The organism is Streptococcus parasanguinis ATCC 15912, assembly GCF_000164675.2.
Taxonomy (GTDB): domain Bacteria; phylum Bacillota; class Bacilli; order Lactobacillales; family Streptococcaceae; genus Streptococcus; species Streptococcus parasanguinis.
The window spans coordinates 1,505,386-1,528,991 of sequence record NC_015678.1 but is presented as its reverse complement, the minus strand read 5'-3'; the positions used below and the strand labels follow the sequence as shown (position 1 = coordinate 1,528,991).

The following is a 23,606-nucleotide window of genomic DNA, read 5'->3' as shown; positions in this document are numbered from 1 at the left end:
TTATACATCCTCCATATCAAATGCATGTAGTTTCTTGAAGGCAATCATTGAGATTGAGATCACGATCACAGAGATAATCAAGGTTACCGCTGCGGCCATTGAATATTGAGGAGAAGTATTAGTTGTCAACTTATAGATCCAAGAAATCAAGATATCTGTAGATCCAGCATTTCCTCCGACAGAACCGGGTCCCCCATCGTTAAACAAGTAAATGATGGAGAAGTTGTTAAAGTTGAAGGTGTATTGACTGATCAAGGTTGGTGCTGCAACAGCCATAATCATTGGGAAAGTGATGTTGCGGAATTTTTGCCAACCATTGGCACCATCAATATAAGCAGCTTCGTAAAGATCGTTTGGAATCGATTGAAGAATCCCCAAAGTCAAGACGTAGATATAAGGGAAGCCAAGCCAACCTTGCATCATAATCAAAGCGATTTTTGTCCAAGTAGGATCTGTCTTCCAAGGAATCAAGACACCATCTAAGAATGGGAAGATCTTTGCAAACAATGGGATAACTTGGGCGTTGATGGCACCGACACTATCGTTAAACATATTTGAGAATGTAAGGATAGTGATGAAGGCTGGAACAGCCCAAGGAAGCAAGAAGATAACCCCAAAGATTCGTTTTCCTTTTACGAATGGTTGGTTTGCCACAATGGCTGTCAAAATACCGAGTACAATTTGAAGAGTTGATGCTGCGAGAGCCCAAATCAAGGTCCAGCCAAGAACAGATGTAAAGGCTGAACGGAAGGTACTCAAGGTCCACATGTTAGTGAAGTTTTGGAACCCGATCCAATCCAACAAGGTTGTTGGTGCGGTATGTTTGAAGTCATAGTTGGTAAAGGCGATCATCAAGGTAACCAAAACTGGGAAGATAATCGCAAAGGTCATAGCGATATAAGAAGGGATAATCAAAAGATAAGGGAACCCATTTTCATAGATCGCATGAACCATATCTTTCAAGGTTTTTGGAACGGTAATCCCATTGTTGATGCGTTTAGCAACTGTTCCAGCATCCTTAATATTTAAGGCGTAAAATAGGAAGTAAACAACAGTGATGATCAAGTGGAAGGCCCCACGAATCAAGATAAAGAGGGAATTATCTTGTCCACGAACGGTTCCAAGTGTGACTAACTTCGATAATTCTCCAGCTCCAATTCCAATGAAGTAAACGAGAAAGAGAGCAGTCACTGCAAGAAAAATATAGCCTTTAGCTTTTTGTTTGTTATAAATTTGCCCAAGACCCGGGATCAAAGAGAGGCACATAGCCTTTTTTGGGTTTTGTTCTGTAGTCATTCAAATCTCCTTATAATGTCCTTGCTAGAGAGCAAGAAGACAAGTCAGACAGTAAGTTGTGCTTGAAAATTGAACATAAGAGGTTGGGACTTTGTCTCCAACCTCTTACTCACACCTAAAAACTGTCTTATTTGCTACCGAATTTTTGTTCGATGGTTTCTTTAATCAATTTCACTGCATCGTCAGCAGATGCTTTTGCAGATTTTTTACCACTTACAGCATCGAAAAGCATAGTAGCAGCTGGATCCCAAACAGCACTCATTTCTGAGATATTTGGCATTGGTTGAGCGTTCTTGAATTGATCAACAACGGCAGTTGTCAATTCATCGTTTTTGCTAACCGCATATTTACGAGCTTCTGTGTTAGCAGGAACTTCATTGGTCTTGTCAAACAAAGCTTTTTGTTGATCAGTGCTTGTCAAGTAGTCAATGAATTTTTGAGCGCCGTCAAGGTTTTTCGCACCTGAAGGGATAACCCAAGCTTTACCACCACCAAAGGCAGAGTATGCTTTTCCGTTTGGAAGGGTTGGAATTGTTGCGACACCGTAGTTTACTTTAGCTTCTTTCAATGAAGCAGCTTTCCAAGGACCATCGATGATAGCAGCTGTTTTTCCTTCTTGGAATTGTGTTTGGATGAAGTTAGGAGCACCTTTTCTATCTTGCATACCTTTTGGCCATTTAGCATACCAAGTTTTTGCATATTCGATACTATCGACAGAACCTTGGTTGTTCAATCCAATATCTTTAGGATCTGTACCGTCTTTACCAAATACATAACCGCCGTTACCTGAAAGTAAACCGTAAGTGTAGTAGAAGTTTGTCCAGTCAGCTAAGAAGGCAGTTGTTTTACCAGGTTCGCTAGCGAAGTCGTACTTGCTATCTTTTGCAAGATTTTCAAGGTCACCAAATGTTTTTGGAGCTTCGCTTACAAGGTCTTTATTATAGTAGAGAACCAAAGTTTCGATCACGGCAGGTGCACCGTAAACTTTACCACCGTTTGTTACAAGAGCTTCAGTTGTTTTATCTGTATGGCTATCTTTGTTTAATGTCACTTCAGCTAATTGACCATCGTTACCAAGACCACCTACACGGTCGTATGGTGCCATCATAACGTCTGGAGCTTTTTTAGATTGGTTATCAAGGGAAAGGTTATCCAATCCACCAAGAGCATCACCAGTTTTGATTTTAACTTTTACGCCATTTTCTTTTTCAAAAGCTTTTGCAGCTTCTTCAACATAAGATTTGTAGCCTTTGTCTACATAGACGTTGATTTCTTTACTTGCCTCAGAAGAACCTGATGAGCTATTGCTACAAGCAGCAAGTAAGAAGCCGGCAAAACCAACTGTACCAAGTACAGCAGCACTACGTAAAATTGTACGTTTCATGATTTATTCCTCCTAAAGAATAAAAAAAAGATAATAATTAGAAAGCGTTTTAGACAAATGTTTTCCTAAAACGACTTAAGTATATCACAAGACGAAAACGTTTGCAAGTGCTTTTGAAAAAATTTTTTAAAAATATTTTAATTCCGAACTTTCTTCTATAAAATAGATTATTTTGTTGACATTAGCCAAAGGAAAGAATACACTAGGGATGAGGGCACTCTGAAAAAAAGTTAAAAAGTTTTTAAGAAACCCCTTGCAGAAAATATGGAAAAAGTTTATAATGGCATGGTACGCAAACGTTTTCGCAAAAATTGCGTAAACTGAGTTGCGCCTGTTCGATTTTTAACAAAGAGTAGAGCCGCTTGAGAGCTGGATACGACTCTGCAACGATACCCATACCGTGCACCGAATCGCAGGCTTCAAAGAAATAAAAAGAGGTGGTAACCCATGAAAAAACGTCAAAGTGGTGTTTTGATGCACATTTCTTCCCTTCCTGGACAATACGGAATCGGATCATTCGGACAATCAGCATATGATTTTGTTGATTTCCTCGTTCGAACCAAGCAACGTTACTGGCAAATCTTGCCGCTTGGTACAACTAGTTATGGAGATTCTCCATACCAATCTTTCTCAGCTTTTGCTGGGAACACTCATTTTATTGATTTCGATCTTTTGATCGAGCAAGGTTTGTTAACAGAAGCAGACCTTAAAGGAGTGGACTTTGGTCAAGATCCTACTCAAGTGGATTATGCAAAGGTTTTCGAACAACGTCGTCCCTTGCTTGAAAAAGCAGTTGCGAATTTCTTAAAATCAAGTGATCAAAAAGAATTCCAAGAATTTTGTGAAGCCAATGCTTCTTGGTTGGAGCTCTTCGCAGAATACATGGCTATTAAAGAACACTTTGATTTGAAAGCTTGGACAGAGTGGCCAGATGCAGCTATTCGTGCGCGTGAGCCAAAAGCTTTGGCTAAATACCGTGAAGAATTGGCTGATAAATTGACTTACCATCGTGTGACTCAATTCTTCTTCTTCCAACAATGGTTGGCCTTGAAAGCTTATGCTAACGACCACCACATTGAAATTGTGGGAGATATGCCAATCTATGTAGCAGAAGATTCAAGCGACATGTGGGCTAATCCTCATCTCTTCAAAACAGATGAAAACGGAAAAGCAACTTGCATTGCAGGATGCCCGCCAGATGAGTTCTCAGCAACTGGTCAACTTTGGGGGAACCCAATCTATGACTGGGAAGCAATGGACAAAGATGGCTACCAATGGTGGATTGAACGCTTGCGTGAAAGCTTCAAGATCTATGACATCGTTCGGATCGACCACTTCCGTGGTTTCGAATCATACTGGGAAATCCCAGCTGGTTCTGAAACTGCCGCACCTGGTAAATGGGTCAAAGGTCCTGGCTACAAACTCTTTGCAGCCGTGAAGGAAGAGCTCGGTGATTTGAACATCATCGCTGAGGACCTTGGCTTCATGACAGACGAAGTCATCGAGCTTCGCGAACGTACTGGCTTCCCAGGAATGAAGATTCTTCAATTTGCCTTCAATCCTGACGATGAAAGTATCGATAGCCCTCACTTGGCACCAAACAACTCTGTGATGTACACTGGAACACATGATAACAACACAGTTCTTGGATGGTACCGAAATGAAATCGACGATCCAACTCGTGAGTACCTTGCTCGTTATACCAACCGGAAAGAGTACGAATCTGTCCCACATGCTATGCTTCGCACAGTCTTTGCTTCCGTCAGCTTCATGGCGATTGCTACGATGCAAGACTTGCTTGAGTTAGATGGCTCAGCTCGGATGAACTTCCCATCTACTCTCGGTGGTAACTGGTCATGGCGAATGACAGCGGATCAATTAACTCCAGCTGTTGAGCAAGAATTGCTTGATTTCACAACGATCTATCGTCGTGAAAACAAAGACTTTAAAAAAGCAGAAAAATAATCTTTCCCCCTATTAAAAAATTGTTGAAACAAAGGAGACACTCAACATGGAATCATTACAAAAATATGTGATTGACCATCATCAAAAAACAATTGCAGAATGTTCAAATGAAGAATTGTACCTTGCTTTGCTTAATTACACCAAGCAAGCAAGTGCCCAAAAGAAATTAAATACTGGTAAGAAAAAAGTTTACTATATCTCAGCTGAGTTCTTGATCGGTAAACTCTTGTCTAATAACTTGATCAACTTGGGTCTTTACGACGATGTTAAAAAAGAATTGTCAGATGCTGGTAAAGACTTGATCGAAGTCGAAGAAGTGGAATTGGAACCATCACTTGGTAACGGTGGTTTGGGACGCTTGGCAGCCTGCTTTATCGACTCTATCTCAAGCCTTGGTTTGACAGGGGATGGGGTTGGTTTGAACTACCACTTTGGTTTGTTCCAACAAGTATTAAAAAACAACCAACAAGAAACCATTCCAAACGCATGGTTAACTGACCAAAGCTGGCTCGTTCGTTCAAGCCGTAGCTACAAAGTGCCATTTGCACACTTCACATTGACTTCTACCCTTTATGATATCGATGTCCCTGGTTACAAGATTGATACCAAGAACCGTTTGCGTTTGTTCGACTTGGATTCAGTTGATTCATCTATTATTGAAGATGGTATTAACTTTGACAAGACAGATATCGCTCGCAACTTGACCCTCTTCTTGTACCCAGATGATAGTAACCGTCAAGGGGAATTGCTCCGTATCTTCCAACAATACTTCATGGTATCAAATGGTGCACAATTGATCATCGACGAAGCCATCGAAAAAGGAAGCAACTTGCATGACCTTGCTGACTATGCTGTTGTCCAAATCAACGATACTCACCCATCAATGGTCATCCCTGAATTGATCCGTCTTTTGACAGAACGTGGTATTGGAATGGATGAAGCCATCTCTATCGTTCGTAGCATGACGGCCTACACTAACCACACAATCCTTGCGGAAGCCCTTGAAAAATGGCCTCTTGATTTCTTGCAAGAAGTGGTTCCTCACTTGGTTCCGATCATTGAAGAATTGGACCGCCGTGTTCGCGCTGAATACAAAGATCCAGCTGTTCAAATCATCGATGAGAATGATCGCGTACACATGGCACACATGGATATCCACTATGGATTTAGCGTAAACGGGGTAGCAGCACTTCACACAGAAATCTTGAAGAATTCTGAGTTGAAAGCCTTCTACGACATTTACCCTGAAAAATTCAACAACAAAACAAATGGTATCACTTTCCGTCGTTGGCTCATGCACGCTAACCCAACCTTGTCACACTACTTGGATGATATCCTCGAACGTGACTGGCACCATGACGCATCTAAATTGGAAGACCTTCTTTCTTATGAAGATAAAGATGCAGTCAAAGCAAAATTGGAAAACATCAAGTCTCACAACAAACGGAAATTGGCTCGTTTCTTGAAAGACCATCAAGGTGTGGAAATCAATCCAAATTCTATCTTTGATACCCAAATCAAACGTCTTCACGAATACAAACGTCAACAAATGAACGCTTTGTATGTGATCCACAAATACTTGGACATCAAAGCTGGAAATATCCCTGCTCGCCCAATCACTGTTCTCTTTGGTGGTAAAGCAGCTCCTGCCTACACCATTGCACAAGATATCATCCACTTGATCCTTTGCTTGTCTGAAGTGATTGCAAACGATCCAGCAGTAGCTCCACACTTGCAAGTTGTTATGGTAGAAAACTACAACGTAACTGCTGCAAGCTACTTGATCCCAGCTAGCGATATTTCTGAGCAAATCTCTCTTGCTTCGAAAGAAGCTTCAGGTACTGGTAACATGAAATTCATGTTGAATGGTGCATTGACACTTGGTACTATGGATGGAGCCAACGTGGAAATCGCTGAATTGGTTGGACGTGACAACATCTACATCTTCGGTGAAGATTCAGAAACTGTTATCGATCTTTATGCCAAATCAGCATACAAATCAGCAGACTTCTATGAACGTGAAGCCATCAAACCATTGGTAGACTTCATCGTCAGCGATGCCGTTCTTGCAGTTGGGAACAAAGAACGCTTGACTCGTCTTCACGATGAATTGATCAACAAAGACTGGTTCATGACTCTTCTTGATTTGGAAGACTATATTGTAACTAAAGAACGCATGTTGGCTGACTACGAAGATCGTGATGCATGGTTGGATCAAGTCATCGTTAACATTGCGAAAGCAGGATTCTTCTCATCTGACCGTACGATCGCTCAGTACAACGAAGACATCTGGCACTTAAACTAATCACTAGTTGTTAGACCAAGGTCCTTCAGATCTTGGTCTTTTTTGTAGCTTTGAGAGAGGCCACTGGTGAACTTTTAGGGATGTGCAACAGGATGAAGATAGAGATACGACATTTTTTTCAAATAAACTGAGAAGCTCCTCATAATTGAGAATGGTTTTCTTGTTTGAAGGAAAAAGATAAAAAATGAAACCTAATGGCTATCAAATGGGAATTTTAACGATGTCTTTTTTTTTGAATCTGCAAAATACATAAGGGAAAAAGTTACATAATTTAAGTTTCTGGAGTTTGTTCTTTACCGATGGAATATAAACATTTATTGTACCTATCTTTGTTTAGTGGTGAAAGTTTTAAAAATAAAAAACAGAGGAAATGCCTTGAAAATCCATTATTTTTTCAATACATAGTGCATTTATTTTCAACGAAAAAATTGGAAATGTTAGCAAATAAAAGCGCTATATATTTAGAGTAAAATAAAAAATTATATTAACACATCTTTTAAAATAGTTGATTGTGATACAATGTAATTAACTGGTAGTAGCATTTTTTTGCACCTGCCGTGAGATTTTTTGACTAAAAAGGAGAATATTGAAAATGAAAAGCTATCGTGAACAGTGTTCGAAGCAAGAAAAATTTTCAATTCGTAAATTATCAGTCGGTGTTGTTTCATTGGCCGTTGCTGGATTGGCTACTGTAAACACTTACGGAGCAGAAGTAAAAGCTGACGAGGAGACGGGACCGGCTACTGAAGTAACCGCTACAGATACAGTAGCAAGCTCTAAGTTGACGTCTACAACTGTGACAGAAGGAAATAAAACAGTTACGACAACATATGTAGAATCACCAGAACTTGAAAAAGCAAAAGCAGCTGCAGTTGCAGAAGGTGTGACAGTTACAGAAGAAGCTGAAAAAGTCCAACCGTCTATCGCAGCAGCCGAAGCAGATAATAAAGCTCAAACAGCTGAAATCAACACAGTAGTCGAAAACTACAAAAAAGCAAAAGCAGAGTATGAAGCAAAAACTCAAGAAATTACATTGATTGAAAAGAGAAATGCGGAAGCGGAAGCAAAATACAAATCTGAACTTGCTACTTATAACGAGAAGAGAGAGCAGTATGAATTGGATTTTCTTTCTTACCAAGCTAAATTAGCACAATATCAAGAATTATTGAAACAGTACAAGATTGCTAAGAAAATGTACGACAGCTACATGGAAGATAATGGGTTTAGCGATCTCAAAAATTTAGAAACTGTTCAAGATTTAACCTTCCAACGTGAAACGAATGCGATCCATCAAATCGATGGAATTAATACCTATCTTACCAAAGATGCCCAAGCCCGTCTAAATACGAGCAATGTACATCAATATGACTCAAATAAATTGATGAGTTCGGATATCGTTTCTACAAGCCCTTGGACAAACAGGGAAACGGAATACATCCTTGTTAGAGAGGGAGATAAATTTGTAGTTACTTATGATAATTTAAATAAATCGAGTATGCGTGAAAATGTGAATGTAAATCCAATCAAACGTGTAATTTATCGATATGAAATTATCAGTCTTCCTTCAAATGACGGGAAAGGAATCGCAGCTGTGAGTGCTGATCCAACCGTCACTTTGACGGTCGGTGCTTCGACCAATAAACTTAAACCAGTTAAGGTTGCTGTCGATGTTGAATTTTATGATGGGAATGGTCGTCGGTTTGATCTTACTAAACACAATGCCATAGTTGCTTTAAATTCGTTGAATCACTGGACAGGTGCTTCTTATGTCGAAAGTGGAGATAAACCTCGTGCTCTTACAGTGGAAGCTAAGGATAAGAATGGGAATACGGTTCGTGGGACTTGGAACCCCTATGCAGACGGGTCATCGATGAGCATTGAACACAATGCGGTTGTTGTAAAAAATGGGATCCCTGACTTTGGATCTGCCGAGGTAACCATCTCTGCGGAAAATCCAATCAAAATTGTAGCTCAGAAAACAACATTTAATGGAAGTGAATTCGTAGTTAGTGAAGAAACAGTTATCGATGCGACAAGCGTCAATGTATCAGGTACTGGGAATGGTCACAATATTGGGACAGACAACTATACGTTGAATGGTAAAGATGATATTATTGGCGTTTATACTATTAATTCTACAACAGGAAAGCTAACCTTTACACCGAAGAAAAAGTTTGAAACATTAGAACATATAGAATCGGTGAATATTGGAAATAATAAGTATATCGCAATTCCGAATTCTAGTGTGTCTTATGATCCTACTACCAAAGAAGTGAAATCACTGAAAGATAATCAATATATTGAACATGGTTCAGCGTTTAATGGGGAGACCTCTTCGGCCCTCGAAGGATGGGACAATCCAGATTCGAAGTATCTCTATTATGGTGGTGCAGGACTTAAGATGTTAGACGGGCATCTTGTATTTACAGCAAATGGAGCAAATGCAATGGGACAACCGACGGTTTATTGGTTTGCCATTAATTCAGAGGTGGCAGTTCCTAAAAATCCAGGTAAAGAACCTGAAAAGCCTACTGCTCCAATTCCACCCACTGCTCCAACTCCACCGACTTTGGAAGTTGTTCCAAATGCTAAACCGGTGAAACCAGAAGTTAGAGTGAAATGGCATAAGAACAAAGTGGTAAGGAAAACAGAAATTCCACCAACACCAACTTCATATACCCCACCAACACCAATTGTTCCACCAACTCCGGAAGTTCCGGAACAACCCGTACAATCTGCACAACCACAAACACCTGCGCTTCCAAATACAGGTACAGAAAGCTCAACTGTAGCTGTTCTTGCAGGTGCGATGACTGGATTGTTCGGACTAGGTCTTGCTCGCAAGAAGAAAGAGGATTAATTCTTATTTCTTTCGTTCATTCATCTAAATAAAGAAAGTCAGAAGGCAAGCTCTTCTGGCTTTTTTGATAGAGTGATGACCAAATAGTTGAGAAAAAGAACAGAATAGTTTTTGGATGAGGAGAGGAAATGGCTTTTATAGACCAAATCGTGTCGAAATGAAGCAGAATAGAAATAGATGACACAAGAAGAAAGAAATGAGATATACTGGTGGTGTTCGAATGAATGTTTATAGGACTCCGTTATATCTCTAGTAATCCCAATAAAACAGTTACGATGTCTTTTTTCATCTTTTGTACACATTATTTTTCCGAATGAATTTCATTTGAACGAATCAGTGATCAGGCAAGTGCTTCCACGGTTTTGAGGCGCTTGCCTTTCTATCTGTATCGCGATATAATAGGGTGTAAGAAATGAAAAGGAGTTTGTATGAAAAAGAAACCTATCTATCTTTACATCCTGTTATTTTTCTCTACGGTTGGAACCCTGACTTCAGCTGTCTCAACCTTTGGAGCTTCAAAGAGTTTTGAGCTGACAGATGATTTTGCGAAACAACTTGGTTTAACAACGGCTCAAGACAAGGCTGACTATGTGGCATATTATGAGAAATCAGCCCAACTCAATCAGTCTCCACTAACCTTTTTATTTGTTTCCCTGATTCTGATTGCCTTACTGGCAACTTTCTATTTCCTCTTTATGAAGCAGGATCTGTTAACAGCCCATTATACTTACATGGGGCAGATTTTATTAAGTCAAGCCTTCTCTTGCTATAATTATTTTGCAGGGCGTCCACTATTAGCTAGTTTTTCAACCCCGTCCCTTCGCCAACGATATCTGGCATCTTCGTCCATTGCTTTGTTACTCTTGACTGCTTTATCCCTTCTCTTCCTTGGAATTGTTTTGTATAAAACCTTGCGTTTGAGAAAAGCTCAAGCTAGGGCATAATAGATAAGTTTGAATGGAGCTCTCTTAGAGGATAAGAGAGCTTCTTGATTGGAGAAAAAAGATGAAAGTATCCTTTGTTTATATTAGTCTGAGTGGGAATACAGAGAGTTTTGTCCGTCGCTTAAGTGACTACTTGCTGGAAGCCCATCCTGAACTTGAAATCGAGAAAGTTCATGTGAAAGACCTAGTCAAAGAGGGCCAGCCCTTCTTTGAAATGACCAATCCTTTTATCACTTTTTTGCCAACCTATTTGGAGGGTGGAAATGGTGTTGATAATGGTGATGTGGAAATTTTGACGACAGATGTTGCGGATTTTATTGCTTATGGAGACAACGCCAGCAAGTGCTTAGGAGTGGTTGGATCAGGCAATCGGAATTTTAACAATCAATATTGTCTAACTGCTAAGCAATACAGCCAACGTTTTGGTTTCCCTATGTTAGCCGATTTTGAAATGCGGGGGATGTTGGGAGACATCAAAAAAGTGGCTACTATTATAGAGGATTTGTATCATTTATAAAAAACGCTGATTTCTCAGCGTTTTTTGTTCATTTAAAGAAAAAAGGAGATCAATCATCTCCTTTTTTCTATTTGGGAATAGTTGTTCCAACTACTTGTGGCATTTTACATTTTCTCAGGTGCATCGACACCAAGTAAGCGAAGGGCTTCTTTTAAGACGACTGCTGTTGAGTAGCTAAGAGCAAGACGGCTTTCGCGTTCAGGGCTTTCATCCAAGATACGAGTGTGTGCATAGTATTTGTTGAAGGCTTGAGCCAAGTTGATGGCATATTTTGCGATCAAGGATGGATCATAGTTTTCAGCAGCACGTTTGACAACACGAGAGAAGTCTTGGAGAAGCTTGATGATTTCCCAGCTTTCAGGATCGCTCAAGCTGTATGTAGCATCTGTTGATGGTGTAAAGTTGGCTTTGCGAAGGATCGATTGGATACGAGCGTATGCGTATTGAACGTAAGGTCCAGTTTCTCCTTCGAAGGATACCATGGCTTCGAGGTCGAAGTCATAACCGTTGCGGCGGTCCGTCTTCAAGTCGTAGAATTTAACCGCGCCAACACCGACTGCATGTGCCACTTCTTCCTTGTTTTCAAGTTCAGGATTCTTTTCTTCGATCTGAGCTTTGGCACGAGAGATCGCTTCTTGAAGAGTTGGTTCGAGAAGGATGATATTTCCTTTACGAGTTGACAATTTTTGGCGGTTTTTTGTCACCAAACCAAAGTCAACGTGAACCATATCGTCGCTCCAGTCAAATCCCATTTTCTTCAGAACAGCTTTCAACTGACGGAAGTGGTTGGATTGTTCTTGACCTACAGCATAGATGTTTTTCACAAAGTTGTAAGTCCGTGCACGATACATAGCAGTTGCGATATCACGAGTGATATAAAGGGTTGCACCGTCTGATTTTTTGATCATAGCTGGTGGAAGGTTGACATCATCCAACTCAACGATGCTAGCCCCTTTAGATTCTTTCAACAAGCCTTTGTCTTCAAGGATTTGAACCCCTTCATCCATCTTGTCGTTGTAGAAAGCTTCTCCGTTTAAGCTATCAAACTCAACACCGAGGAGTTTGTAGATACGGTTGAATTCCACCAAGCTTTCATCACGGAACCATTGCCACAATTCAGTTGCTTCTGGATCCCCATCTTCCAATTTTTTGAACCATTTACGTCCTTCTTCATCAAGCTCAGGATCGTTTTCGATTTCAGCGTTGATTCGAACGTAAAGTTTTAGCAATTCATCGATTGGGTTGGCTTCGACAGCTTCCTTGCTACCCCATTTTTTGTAGGCCACCATCAAGAGACCGAACTGTTTACCCCAGTCCCCTAAGTGGTTGATTTTAATCGTGTTGTAGCCCATTTTGCGGAAGATGTTTGAAAGAGCATCCCCAATAACGGTTGAGCGCAAGTGACCAACTGAGAATGGTTTTGCGATATTTGGACTTGAAAGGTCGATGGTAATGTTTTGTCCATGACCTTCGTCTTGTTGACCGTAGTCTGCACCTGCTTCGATGACGGATTTGATTACCTGATCAGAGATCTTAGATTTGTCTAAGAAGAAGTTCACGTAAGGTCCAGTTGCAACGACTTTTTCGAAGGCGCTTTGGTCGATCTTTTCAGCAATATCTGCAGCGATTGCTTGAGGAGCCTTGCGTTCCACTTTTGCAAGTGAGAAGGCTGGAAAAGCAATGTCACCAAGATCAGATGATTTTGGTTGTTCAAGCAAATTTAAAATAGCATCTTGGTCAAGAGAGTCAATCACTTTGGCCAATTCACTAGCAATGAGTTCTTTATTGTTCATATTAGCTCCTTAGTCCTTTTAACTATTATTTTAACACAATTCTGAGCGAATTTTCAATTTTTTTGGTATAATTTAAAGTATATTTATTCAAAAGTGGAGGTCCAATGAAAAAGACAGAACGTCACCTTTTGATTCAACAAATGATTCGAAATGAAAAATTGTCGACTCAAAAAGAGATTCAGGATCGATTAGAAGCAAAAGGAATTGCTGTAACGCAAACAACTCTATCACGAGATTTGCGAGATCTGGGTCTAGTCAAGGTGAAACGAAAAGACCAGTTGTATTATATTTTGCCAAATGAGCCTGAGGTGGCAGAGATTTATATTATGTTGTCCAGCCATGCAAAGTCTGTCTCACGAGCAGAATTCACCTTGGTCTTGCGGACAGAGCTAGGAGAAGCAGCTCTCTTGGCCAATGGTGTAGATGAAATGTCAGATGAGCGTATTTTGGGAACAGTAGCAGGGGCCAATACCCTCTTGATTGTCTGTCGTGACCAAGATGCAGCCATTGAAATTCAAAATGAAATTTTAGGGATGATGCAGTAGTCAAGCCCCGTTGGAGAGAAAGAGAGATGTCAAAAGGAGGAAGATAGTGAGCTATCTACTCCTGTTTTCATCTATGGAGCTTGCGTCAGCAAATGATGCAACAGTAAGGAATAAAGAAGTATGACAGTAGAAAAAATATCCCCTGGAATGCAGCAGTATCTAGATATCAAAAAAGACTATCCGGATGCCTTTTTGCTGTTTCGAATGGGAGATTTTTACGAATTATTTTATGAAGATGCAGTGACTGCAGCTCAAATTTTAGAGATTTCCTTAACCTCACGGAATAAAAATGCAGAGAATCCGATCCCTATGGCGGGTGTTCCCTACCACTCGGCCCAGCAGTATATTGATGTTCTCATTGAACAGGGGTATAAGGTCGCGATTGCAGAACAAATGGAAGACCCCAAAGAAGCCAAGGGGGTCGTTAAGCGTGAAGTCGTACAGGTGATTACGCCGGGTACAGTGGTGGATTCGACCAAGCCGGATAGTGAGAATAACTTCCTGGTTGCTTTGGATCGTTCAGGAAATGATTTTGGGCTAGCCTATATGGATCTGGTGACAGGGGAGTTTCAGGTGACGACCCTCAATGACTTTAGCATGGTTTGTGGAGAAATCCGCAATTTACGTGCGCGTGAGGTGGTCCTGGGTTATGAGTTGCCAGAACAAGAAGAGCGTGTGTTTGTTAGCCAGATGAATCTTTTGCTGTCACATGTAGAGACGGCGCTTGACGATGTTCAACTCTTAGGGGATCAGTTGAGTGAGCTAGAAAAGAAAACGGCTGGAAAACTTCTCCGGTATGTCCACCAGACACAAATGCGGGAATTGAGTCACCTCAAAAAAGCCCATCATTATGAGATTTGCGATTTCTTGCAGATGGACTTTGCGACCAAGGCTAGTCTTGATTTGACAGAGAATGCACGGACTGGGAAGAAACATGGTAGCTTGTATTGGTATTTGGATGAAACCAAGACGGCCATGGGAGGCCGTTTGTTGCGGTCCTGGATTCAGAAACCCTTAGTCGATTTGAAACGGATTCGAGAGCGCCAGGACATCATTCAGGTCTTTATGGATCATTTCTTTGAACGGAGCGATTTGACCGACAGCCTCAAAGGGGTCTATGACATTGAACGCTTAGCGAGTCGGATTTCCTTTGGTAAGATCAATCCTAAGGATCTCTTGTGGCTAGGAGATACTCTGGGGCATGTGCCGACGATCAAGTCGATTCTACTGGGGATTGGTGATCCAGTCTTAGATGTCTTAATTGCACGCTTGGATGAACTTCCCGAGTTGCATCGCTTGATTACCTCAGCTATTGCTCCGGAAGCGTCTGCTGTTATTACAGAGGGAAATATCATCCGTACTGGGTTTGACGAGCAATTGGACCAGTACCGTGTTGTTCTTCGGGATGGTACCGGTTGGATTGCTGAGATTGAAGCCAAGGAGCGCGAAGCCAGCGGCATTACAGGTCTCAAAATCGATTACAACAAGAAGGACGGCTACTATTTTCATGTCACCAATTCTCAATTGAGTCACGTGCCTGCTCACTTTTTCCGCAAGGCGACCTTGAAAAATTCAGAACGCTTTGGTACGGAGGAATTGGCACGCATCGAAGGAGATATGCTGGAGGCGCGTGAGAAGTCTGCAAATCTGGAATATACGATTTTTATGCGGATTCGGGAAGAAGTTGGCAAGTATATCCAACGTCTGCAACAGTTAGCTCAGGCGATTGCGACGGTTGATGTTTTACAAAGTTTAGCCAGCGTCGCTGAGTCACAACAGTTGAATCGTCCCCTCTTTCATGAAGAACGACGAATCACGATCGACAAAGGTCGTCATCCGGTTGTTGAGAAAGTGATGGGAGCCCAGTCCTATATTCCTAATAGCATCTTTATGGATGAAGAACGGGATATTCAGCTGATTACGGGGCCAAACATGAGCGGGAAGTCTACCTATATGCGCCAATTGGCGATCATTGTGATTCTTGCCCAAATTGGCTCCTATGTTCCAGCGCAAAGGGCCGAGTTACCAATCTTTGATGCAATTTATACCCGAATCGGAGCTGCTGATGACCTAGTATCGGGTCAGTCTACCTTCATGGTGGAAATGATGGAAGCCAATCACGCCATTCGCAAGGCAACGCCCCAGTCCTTGATTTTATTTGATGAGTTGGGACGGGGAACGGCGACCTATGATGGGATGGCCCTCGCCCAGTCCATCATCGAATACATTCACGATCGAACCGGTGCCAAAACCTTGTTTGCGACCCATTACCATGAGTTGACAGCACTCTCAGAGACCTTGTCCCATTTGGAAAATGTCCATATTGCGACCTTGGAGCGAGATGGTCAGGTTACCTTCTTGCACAAGATTGAACCCGGCCCAGCGGATAAGTCCTATGGGATTCACGTGGCCAAGATCGCTGGTTTGCCAGAAGAGTTGCTGGAGCGGGCGGATGCGATTTTGACCAAGCTCGAAGGACAAGCCCAGCAAGTACCGCTTGTGGATGCAACTCCTAAAAAGGAAGTGTCTTCACAGGTTGCTGAACAAATGTCCCTCTTTGAGGAAGAGACAGAAAATGCAGTGATCACAGAATTGAAGAATCTGGATCTCTACAATATGACTCCCATGGAAGTCATGATGGCAGTCGCCGAATTGAAAAAGAAATTGTAAAAAAGGGAGTGGGAAAGAACTCTGATTGGATAAAAAGAGTTCGTTTTCCCACCCCCGCATAGCTCCAACAGTCTGGGAGACTGTTGGAGGTTGCAGATAAAGGAAACATTGTTTCCGTCCACATAGGTCATCTTTGGAGCTTAATAAGCGAACAAAGATACCAATCAACCACTGCATCATACAGTTATGCCTATTAAACATCGAAGACTGGACAGTTTTTGCCCAGTCTTTTTTCTCTTAGTGGTTAGTAATGCTTTGATTGATTTCTTGAACTTGTTTTTTATAAAAATGATAAGAGACTAACCAGATGATCACGTAAACGAGGGTGAATTCGACAACGAGTGAGAGGTAAAATCCGAGTCGTGCTGGAAACCAGCCGGCCAAAGTAGCCAGAGGAATAAACCCAAGTAACATGAGTAGGTAATGGCTCAGAGTAGCCCGTAAGAGGCTCCAGTCTTTTTGAAAGAGGAGACTTCCGAAGCTAAAGAGGACCCCAATTGCACCCCAAACGAGGGCACAATAGAGCATGACCAGTGAGCCGTGAACATGATGCAAGAACATCCAGTGGCCGACTGCAGAGTTGGGACTTAAGGGAAGGTACAACTCAGGTGAGAAGAGATAGGAAAAGAAGATGGATAAGATGAGCCCAATGAGAATCCCTTTCAGGGCGTCAGAAAAAGATTGTTTTAGCATGATAATTTCTCCTTAATGGCTTTTAAGTAACGACGGGAGGAGTAGGTCAGACTCCCATTTTTGAGATAGATTTGCACCGATCCTCCACTGGTAAAGTGCAGGTGATCGATGGATTGGGTGTTAATAATTTCAGATTGGGAAATTTTGAGAAAGAAGGTCGGTAAGTCTTCAGATAGCTGATAGAGTGGACCAGTCAGGATAAATTGATCTGTCATGGTCTCACCAATCACTTGCCGATTTTCAATGTAAAAACGTTGGAATAGCTGGCTTTCGATCAGATAAGCTTCCCCATCTTTTTTGGCACGTAAGCGCCCTTTTTGATCCAGCTCTCTCGCAAAGTCTCGGATTTTCTCTACACGCGCAGACAGTGCAGGTGCTGTGATCATCACCGCTTCTTCTTGGAAGTGGGAATCAATTTGTACTTCAACTTTCATAAGATCGTTTCTCCCTCCTTTGGGTAAAGTCGGTTGGCCTGCTAGCCCGGCTCCTTCTTTACACTACTATTAAACACTTTTTCCAAAGGGAAGACAAGGGGATTTGTCTATGTGGTCGTTTTCTTTGCCTATGCGGTTTTTAAGGAAGAAGATGGGGACAAGCCTACGTTTTTTAAGAAAGGGAGTCTTGTAGATCTGTGGTATAATAGAGCTACATGTATCGGTGAAAAAATAGGTAAAGGAGCAGACATGTCACAGATTATTGAATTGCCAGAAGTCTTAGCCAATCAGATTGCGGCGGGTGAAGTGATTGAACGACCTGCTAGTGTGGTCAAGGAGTTGGTTGAAAACTCGATCGATGCTGGGGCTAGCCAGATCGTTGTTGAAATCGAAGAAGCAGGATTGAAGTCGATTCGGATTACAGACAATGGGGAAGGAATTGCGCACGATGAGGTCGCTTTAGCCCTCCGTCGACATGCGACCAGTAAGATCAAGAGTCAAGCGGATCTTTTTCGTATTCGAACGCTTGGTTTTCGTGGTGAGGCCATGCCTTCCATTGCTTCTGTCAGTATTCTAACCCTTCTAACGGCGCAAGAAGGAGCTGTCCACGGGACCAAATTGGTCGCAAAGGGTGGTGAAATTGAGGAAGTGGAGCCAGCGACAAGCCCTGTCGGGACCAAGATCACAGTGGAAGATCTCTTTTTTAATACACCTGCTCGTCTCAAGTATTTAAAGAGCCAGCAGGCAGAGCTATCCCATATCGTGGATATTCTCAATCGCTTGAGCTTGGCCCATCCTGAGATTGCCTTTACCTTGATCAATGATGGAAAAGAAATGACCAAAACAGCGGGGACTGGCAATCTCCGGCAAGCCATTGCGGGTGTTTATGGCCTTGCGTCTGCTAAGAAGATAGTGGCCATTGAAAATCGCGACCTAGATTTTGAAGTGACGGGCTTTGTGTCTTTGCCTGAATTGACTCGTGCCAATCGCAATTACATCAGTCTCTTTATCAACGGCCGTTACATCAAGAATTTCTTGCTCAATCGAGCTATTTTAGACAGCTACGGCAGTAAACTCATGGTGGGGCGCTTTCCACTCGCGATCATTAATATCCAGATCGATCCTTACTTAGCGGATGTCAATGTTCACCCGACCAAGCAAGAGGTTCGTATTTCCAAAGAACGAGAACTGATGGCCTTGATCTCCCAGGCTATTGCGAACGCTTTGAAAGAGCAGGACCTGATTCCGGATGCTCTAGAAAATCTAGCCAAGTCGACCATTCGCCGAACAGAAAAGCCAGTACAGACAACCCTGCCTTTAAAAGAAAACCGCCTCTATTATGACCGAGAGAGCCAAGATTTCAAGCTTCGACCAGAAGTGGCAGATCCTCAACGACCTCTAGCAGATGAGACTGCTACTGAAGCTAGAATCCAAGAAAACCCAGTAGAAAAACCAACAAGCGCGATCAAGTTTGCGGAAAGAAAGGCTGTGGTTTATGATGAACTGGATCATCCAGAGTTGGATCTGGCTAGTCTAGACAAGGCCTATGATAAATTGGATGGGGAAGAACATTCGACCTTCCCAGAGTTGGAATATTTTGGTCAGATGCATGGAACCTATCTCTTTGCCCAAGGAAATGGGGGCCTATATATCATTGACCAGCACGCGGCCCAAGAGCGGGTCAAATACGAAGAATACCGGGAGAGCATCGGGGACGTAGACGGCAGTCAGCAACAACTGCTGGTGCCCTATATCTTTGAGTTCCCTGCAGACGATCTAATCCGCCTACAACAGCGCAAGCACCTCCTAGAAGAAGTGGGCGTCTACTTAGAAGAATACGGAGCCAACCAGTTGATCTTACGTGAGCATCCGATCTGGATGAAGGAGGAAGAGATCGAGTCGGGTATCTATGAAATGTGTGATATGCTCCTCTTGACCAAGGAAGTGTCCATCAAGAAATACCGGGCTGAGTTGGCTATCATGATGTCCTGCAAACGCTCTATCAAGGCCAACCACACACTGGACGATTACTCTGCACGCGACCTGATCTATCAACTGTCCCAATGTGACAACCCTTATAACTGCCCCCACGGCCGTCCCGTCTTGGTTAACTTTACCAAGTCAGATATGGAAAAGATGTTCCGACGTATTCAAGAAAATCACACCAGTCTACGGGAATTGGGCAAGTATTAAACAAACAATAAAGGAAGATTATGTACGAATACATTAAAGGAATTTTAACGAAAATCACTGCTAAATACATTGTGGTAGAAACAGCTGGGATCGGCTATCTCTTGCATGTGGCCAATCCCTATGCCTACTCTGGCAAAATGAATCAAGAGGTGCAAGTCTATCTGCACCAAGTGGTCCGTGAAGACGCTCACCTTCTCTATGGCTTTGCGACAGAGGAAGAGAAACAGCTCTTTTTAAACTTGATCTCAGTCTCTGGGATTGGACCTGTCTCAGCTCTGGCTATCATTGCTGCGGATGACAATGCAGGCCTTGTCCAAGCCATTGAAAGCAAGAACATCACTTACTTGACCAAGTTTCCGAAGATCGGCAAGAAAACAGCCCAACAGATGGTCTTGGACCTAGAAGGTAAGATCAATCTTGATCTAGAAGATGCACCGGCTCAGTCCAAAGCCAAAGTTGCAGAAGAAAACCAAGCCTTGGAAGAAGCCATGGAAGCCATGTTGGCTCTAGGCTACAAGGCAACGGAACTCAAGAAAATCAAGAAGTTCTTTGAAGGAACTTCTGATACTGCTGAAAACTATATCAAGTCTGCCCTTAAGATGTTGGTGAAATAGGAGAAGAGGATGCCAAAACGCTGTGGCTGGGTCAAAATGAGCAACCCTCTCTATGTAGCCTACCATGATGAGGAATGGGGTCAGCCTCTCCATGATGACCAAGCACTTTTTGAGTTGCTCTGTATGGAGACCTATCAGGCTGGACTATCTTGGGAAACGGTCCTCAATAAACGGCAGGCTTTCCGAGAGTCTTTTCATGGCTATCACTTTCAAAGTGTCGCGGAGATGACGGATGAGGAACTGGAGGCTTTGATGGACAATCCAGCTATCATCCGAAATCGTGCTAAGATCTATGCGACACGGGCCAATGCTCAAGCCTTTTTACAAGTCCAGGAAGAATTTGGATCGTTTGATGCTTATCTTTGGTCTTTTGTCGATGGGAAAACCATCGTCAATGATGTTTCAGATTACAGTCAAGCACCAGCTAAGACGACTTTATCTGAGAAATTATCCAAGGACCTCAAAAAGCGTGGCTTTAAGTTTACAGGCCCCGTTGCGGTCCTATCCTACCTACAAGCAGCAGGCCTGGTCAATGATCATGAGAATGATTGTGACTGGAAAAACGGTGATTAGTGAGTATAGGTAACTAGAGTATCTGAGAATATAGAAAAAAAGCTGAGAAATTCATCTCAGCTTTATTTGTTATAGTCAAAGCGAATGACTTGCTCCGTTGCATCTACATGGGCGTGGACTCCGAAGGGGACAATGGCTCTTGGAGTTGCGTGTCCGACATTCAGATTATAGACAATCGGGATATTGCTATCAATGATATCCAATAGTGCCTCTTTATAGTCGTCATAAAAAGTTTCATCCATAGGTTTTCCGACCAAGAGTCCACTGATGACCGCGAATATGCCAGTGTCCTTCAAAGTCCGCAACATCTCTTTGAAGTCGTCAGGTTCAGGCTTTTCTTCACTTGTTTCTAGCAAGAGGATCTTTCCTTCCCAGTCTGACAAGTCAGGGAAAAGTTTGTATTTTTGGCAGAGGTCTATGCTATCTGCGTGTAGAGAGTTGTCAAAAATATCATAGAGAGACTCAAGACAACCACCGAGGATTTCTCCCTCAAACTGAGCATTGCCTTGTAGCAAGTCAAAACCTGTATTTGCATGGCTGACACGAGGTGTTCCCAAGGCTTTGGGACTAAAATCAGTCCGTTCCTCATACCAAACGTTACTAGGGCGGATTTCTGAGATTCTTCCAGTCTCAATCAATTCTTTAAAGTAGTGAAGGCTATAGTCCAGCATTTCCTTGTCTAATTCACAAATGTCTGCTAAAAAGGATTGCCCATAAAAAGTCTTGATTCCTAGTTTATGCAACATGAGATGGTTCATGGTCGTATCCGAGAAGCCAAGAAAAATCTTTTGTTTGATAACCTTTTGTAGTTGGTCATTTTCAAAAAGATGGGGCAATAAACGATAGGTATCGTTTCCACCGATGGCGCATAAGATCATGTCAATGCTATCATCAGAAAAGGCCTGAATCAAATCCTCCGCACGAGCTTCAGGATGTTCTTTGATAAAGTCTAAGCCTTTTAGTGAATGAGGTAAAAAGATAGGTTTGAGTCCCAGGTCTTTGAGTCGTTGGACCCCCAAGTCCACTTCGTGCTTGACAAAGTCCTCTCCGATAATCCCACTAGATAAACTTACGATACCAATAGTAGAAGCCATATATTATCCTCCTAAAAAAATTGATGCTATTGTATCACAAAAGATGAGGGGGAACAACAAGAATTAGAGTCAGAAGAAGGCTTTTAGATCAAGAAAGTAGTAAAAAGCAACCACGATATGGTTGCTTCAGAATAGAGATAAGCTCTATCCACAATAGAAAATAGCCCTTTAGAAGTCGATTACCACATAGTTAAAACTCTTAGGAATGCTGATGTAATAGTATTTCTAAGAGTTTTTTACTTTATACTCTAAAAGAAAAAGATTGAAGAAAGTTGTCCAAAATGGACTTTATCTTCAATCTGTTTTTTAAATAATTTAGGAAATTGTGTTAAAATGAAATGATAATTACGAATAGTATAAGTGGGAGGCACCATGAAGGCGGAAATTATTGCAGTTGGAACAGAAATTCTAACAGGACAAATTGTGAACACCAATGCTCAATTCTTGTCTGAAAAATTGGCTAGTTTAGGAATTGATGTCTATTATCATGTGGCGGTAGGAGACAATGAAGGCCGTCTCTTCTCGACCATTGAGACAGCTTCAAAACGCAGTGATTTGGTGATTTTATGCGGTGGACTTGGGCCAACAGAGGATGATTTGACCAAGCAAACCCTTGCTAAGTTTTTAGGGAAAGAACTGGTTTTTGATCCGACAGCGCTTGCTAAACTCGACACCTTCTTTGCCAGTCGCCCTGATTATGTCCGGACGCCCAATAATGAGCGACAAGCACAAATGATCGCCGGATCAATCCCCCTTCAAAACCGTACAGGTCTCGCGGTTGGAGGTTTGATTGAAGTCGATGATGTGACCTATGTCGTTCTACCTGGTCCGCCAAGTGAGTTAAAACCCATGGTCAATGAACAATTGGTGCCTCATTTGACAACAGGGGAACAGCTCTTTTCAAGAGTCTTGCGCTTCTTTGGGATTGGGGAAAGCCAGCTGGTTACGATCCTAGCAGATATCATTGAAGAGCAGAGTGATCCGACGGTGGCCCCTTATGCCAAGACAGGAGAAGTGACCTTGCGTCTGTCTACAAAGGCGAAGGATCAAGCCTCAGCGGATGCTAAGCTCGATGTCTTAGAAAAGGAAATCTTATCACGCCACACCCTGGACCATCAACCCTTACACGACCTGTTTTACGGTTATGGGGATGACAATTCGATGGCCAAAGTTGCCTTTGATCTTTTGAAACAGACTGGTAAGACTATTACAGCTGCAGAAAGCCTGACGGCTGGCCTCTTCCAAGCGACTCTGGCAGATTTTTCAGGAGCGTCCAGCATCTTCGCGGGTGGTTTTGTCACCTATAGTTTGGAAGAAAAAAGCAAGATGTTGTCCATTCCAGCTCAAGAGTTGGAGCAACATGGAGTAGTGTCTCATTTTACAGCTCAAGCCATGGCGTCACAGGCCCGTAAGTTAACAGGATCCGATTATGGTGTTAGCCTAACCGGAGTTGCGGGGCCAGATAGTCTAGAAGGGCATCCAGCAGGGACCGTCTTTATCGGACTTGCGACTCCAAATGGAGTGGATAGTGTCCAAGTCAATATCGCTGGACGTAGCCGGGCGGATGTCCGCGAAATTGCAGTTCTTCATGCCTTTAATTTGGTACGCTTGGCTGTATTAAATGGTGAAAATTTGGTATAATGAAGCTTGTGCCAAATGGAAGAATAATTCTAAAAATGGATAGAAAATGTGCCTTCAAAGGACGGAAATCGTTGGTGAGTGGAGT

General features: G+C 42.4%; 17 protein-coding genes. 11 read left to right on the top strand and 6 right to left on the bottom strand.

Translation table 11 applies throughout. From position 1 onward, the window contains the following. Together HMPREF0833_RS06950 and HMPREF0833_RS06945 are read right to left on the bottom strand one after the other, a co-directional pair. A complete protein-coding gene (locus HMPREF0833_RS06950; RefSeq protein ID WP_013904330.1) occupies positions 1–1,296 on the bottom strand; it encodes a sugar ABC transporter permease in 1,296 nt (431 codons plus the stop codon). A gap of 127 nt (positions 1,297–1,423) precedes the next feature. Beyond that, a complete protein-coding gene (locus HMPREF0833_RS06945; RefSeq protein ID WP_013904329.1) occupies positions 1,424–2,680 on the bottom strand; it encodes an extracellular solute-binding protein in 1,257 nt (418 codons plus the stop codon). Between the two features lie 447 nt (positions 2,681–3,127). Between HMPREF0833_RS06945 and malQ the strand changes: the two genes are divergently transcribed. From malQ to nrdI, 5 genes are all read left to right on the top strand, one after another. Beyond that, a complete protein-coding gene (malQ, locus tag HMPREF0833_RS06940; RefSeq protein WP_013904328.1) occupies positions 3,128–4,645 on the top strand; it encodes a 4-alpha-glucanotransferase in 1,518 nt (505 codons plus the stop codon). Positions 4,646–4,691: 46 nt separating this feature from the next. Next, positions 4,692–6,950 (top strand): glycogen/starch/alpha-glucan family phosphorylase, encoded by a 2,259-nt coding sequence (gene glgP, locus HMPREF0833_RS06935; RefSeq protein WP_013904327.1) that lies wholly within the window; start codon positions 4,692–4,694, stop codon positions 6,948–6,950. 592 nt (positions 6,951–7,542) lie between these two features. Continuing rightward, a complete protein-coding gene (locus HMPREF0833_RS06930; RefSeq protein ID WP_013904326.1) occupies positions 7,543–9,810 on the top strand; it encodes a YSIRK signal domain/LPXTG anchor domain surface protein in 2,268 nt (755 codons plus the stop codon). 428 nt (positions 9,811–10,238) lie between these two features. Continuing rightward, positions 10,239–10,754, top strand: coding sequence for an ABC transporter permease (locus HMPREF0833_RS06925; protein WP_003018024.1), 516 nt, complete (start codon positions 10,239–10,241; stop codon positions 10,752–10,754). A 61-nt stretch (positions 10,755–10,815) separates the two neighbouring features. Continuing rightward, the gene (gene nrdI, locus HMPREF0833_RS06920; protein ID WP_003018043.1) at positions 10,816–11,271 is read left to right on the top strand and encodes a class Ib ribonucleoside-diphosphate reductase assembly flavoprotein NrdI; all 456 of its coding nucleotides are present in this window, start codon (positions 10,816–10,818) and stop codon (positions 11,269–11,271) included. Between the two features lie 104 nt (positions 11,272–11,375). Here nrdI and argS read toward each other — a convergent pair whose 3' ends face one another. Next, entirely contained in the window at positions 11,376–13,064 is a 1,689-nt protein-coding gene (argS, locus tag HMPREF0833_RS06915) for an arginine--tRNA ligase (protein ID WP_013904324.1), read from the bottom strand. Between the two features lie 104 nt (positions 13,065–13,168). Here argS and argR point away from each other — a divergent pair, with 104 nt between their 5' ends. Continuing rightward, positions 13,169–13,609 carry an arginine repressor gene (argR, locus tag HMPREF0833_RS06910; RefSeq protein ID WP_003009125.1) on the top strand — a complete coding sequence of 147 codons (441 nt, stop codon included), beginning with the start codon at positions 13,169–13,171 and terminating at the stop codon, positions 13,607–13,609. A gap of 120 nt (positions 13,610–13,729) precedes the next feature. After that, positions 13,730–16,279 carry a DNA mismatch repair protein MutS gene (mutS, locus tag HMPREF0833_RS06905; protein ID WP_013904323.1) on the top strand — a complete coding sequence of 850 codons (2,550 nt, stop codon included), beginning with the start codon at positions 13,730–13,732 and terminating at the stop codon, positions 16,277–16,279. 237 nt (positions 16,280–16,516) lie between these two features. Here the strand turns inward: mutS and HMPREF0833_RS06900 are convergent, their stop codons facing one another. Together HMPREF0833_RS06900 and HMPREF0833_RS06895 are read right to left on the bottom strand one after the other, a co-directional pair. After that, a complete protein-coding gene (locus HMPREF0833_RS06900; RefSeq protein WP_013904322.1) occupies positions 16,517–16,972 on the bottom strand; it encodes a DUF3021 domain-containing protein in 456 nt (151 codons plus the stop codon). After that, a complete protein-coding gene (locus tag HMPREF0833_RS06895; RefSeq protein ID WP_003018046.1) occupies positions 16,966–17,406 on the bottom strand; it encodes a LytTR family DNA-binding domain-containing protein in 441 nt (146 codons plus the stop codon). The genes HMPREF0833_RS06900 and HMPREF0833_RS06895 overlap by 7 nt, the downstream gene beginning before the upstream one ends. A 249-nt stretch (positions 17,407–17,655) precedes the next feature. On the opposite strand from HMPREF0833_RS06895, the gene mutL reads away from it, so the two are divergent. The 3 genes from mutL to HMPREF0833_RS06880 are packed head-to-tail and all read left to right on the top strand — an operon-like array spanning position 17,656 to position 20,786. Continuing rightward, entirely contained in the window at positions 17,656–19,599 is a 1,944-nt protein-coding gene (gene mutL, locus HMPREF0833_RS06890; protein WP_041818388.1) for a DNA mismatch repair endonuclease MutL, read from the top strand. A gap of 20 nt (positions 19,600–19,619) precedes the next feature. Next, positions 19,620–20,213, top strand: a complete 594-nt coding sequence (gene ruvA, locus HMPREF0833_RS06885) for a Holliday junction branch migration protein RuvA (RefSeq protein ID WP_013904320.1) — start codon at positions 19,620–19,622, stop codon at positions 20,211–20,213. Between the two features lie 9 nt (positions 20,214–20,222). Beyond that, on the top strand, positions 20,223–20,786 hold the full coding sequence (locus HMPREF0833_RS06880) for a DNA-3-methyladenine glycosylase I (protein WP_013904319.1): 564 nt from the start codon (positions 20,223–20,225) through the stop codon (positions 20,784–20,786). A gap of 62 nt (positions 20,787–20,848) precedes the next feature. On the opposite strand, the gene HMPREF0833_RS06875 is transcribed toward HMPREF0833_RS06880, so the two are convergent. Beyond that, a complete protein-coding gene (locus HMPREF0833_RS06875; protein WP_013904318.1) occupies positions 20,849–21,880 on the bottom strand; it encodes a S66 family peptidase in 1,032 nt (343 codons plus the stop codon). Between the two features lie 372 nt (positions 21,881–22,252). Between HMPREF0833_RS06875 and HMPREF0833_RS06870 the strand changes: the two genes are divergently transcribed. Next, complete coding sequence (locus HMPREF0833_RS06870; protein WP_013904317.1) at positions 22,253–23,521, top strand: competence/damage-inducible protein A; 1,269 nt, start codon at positions 22,253–22,255, stop codon at positions 23,519–23,521. The last annotated feature ends 85 nt before the right edge of the window (positions 23,522–23,606 follow it).

Coding starts and splice junctions, on each gene's coding strand:
- HMPREF0833_RS06950 (WP_013904330.1), bottom strand. CDS start 1,296: ATGACTACAGAACAAAACCCAAAAAAGGCTATGTGCCTCTCTTTGATC.
- HMPREF0833_RS06945 (WP_013904329.1), bottom strand. CDS start 2,680: ATGAAACGTACAATTTTACGTAGTGCTGCTGTACTTGGTACAGTTGGT.
- malQ (WP_013904328.1), top strand. CDS start 3,128: ATGAAAAAACGTCAAAGTGGTGTTTTGATGCACATTTCTTCCCTTCCT.
- glgP (WP_013904327.1), top strand. CDS start 4,692: ATGGAATCATTACAAAAATATGTGATTGACCATCATCAAAAAACAATT.
- HMPREF0833_RS06930 (WP_013904326.1), top strand. CDS start 7,543: ATGAAAAGCTATCGTGAACAGTGTTCGAAGCAAGAAAAATTTTCAATT.
- HMPREF0833_RS06925 (WP_003018024.1), top strand. CDS start 10,239: ATGAAAAAGAAACCTATCTATCTTTACATCCTGTTATTTTTCTCTACG.
- nrdI (WP_003018043.1), top strand. CDS start 10,816: ATGAAAGTATCCTTTGTTTATATTAGTCTGAGTGGGAATACAGAGAGT.
- argS (WP_013904324.1), bottom strand. CDS start 13,064: ATGAACAATAAAGAACTCATTGCTAGTGAATTGGCCAAAGTGATTGAC.
- argR (WP_003009125.1), top strand. CDS start 13,169: ATGAAAAAGACAGAACGTCACCTTTTGATTCAACAAATGATTCGAAAT.
- mutS (WP_013904323.1), top strand. CDS start 13,730: ATGACAGTAGAAAAAATATCCCCTGGAATGCAGCAGTATCTAGATATC.
- HMPREF0833_RS06900 (WP_013904322.1), bottom strand. CDS start 16,972: ATGCTAAAACAATCTTTTTCTGACGCCCTGAAAGGGATTCTCATTGGG.
- HMPREF0833_RS06895 (WP_003018046.1), bottom strand. CDS start 17,406: ATGAAAGTTGAAGTACAAATTGATTCCCACTTCCAAGAAGAAGCGGTG.
- mutL (WP_041818388.1), top strand. CDS start 17,656: ATGTCACAGATTATTGAATTGCCAGAAGTCTTAGCCAATCAGATTGCG.
- ruvA (WP_013904320.1), top strand. CDS start 19,620: ATGTACGAATACATTAAAGGAATTTTAACGAAAATCACTGCTAAATAC.
- HMPREF0833_RS06880 (WP_013904319.1), top strand. CDS start 20,223: ATGCCAAAACGCTGTGGCTGGGTCAAAATGAGCAACCCTCTCTATGTA.
- HMPREF0833_RS06875 (WP_013904318.1), bottom strand. CDS start 21,880: ATGGCTTCTACTATTGGTATCGTAAGTTTATCTAGTGGGATTATCGGA.
- HMPREF0833_RS06870 (WP_013904317.1), top strand. CDS start 22,253: ATGAAGGCGGAAATTATTGCAGTTGGAACAGAAATTCTAACAGGACAA.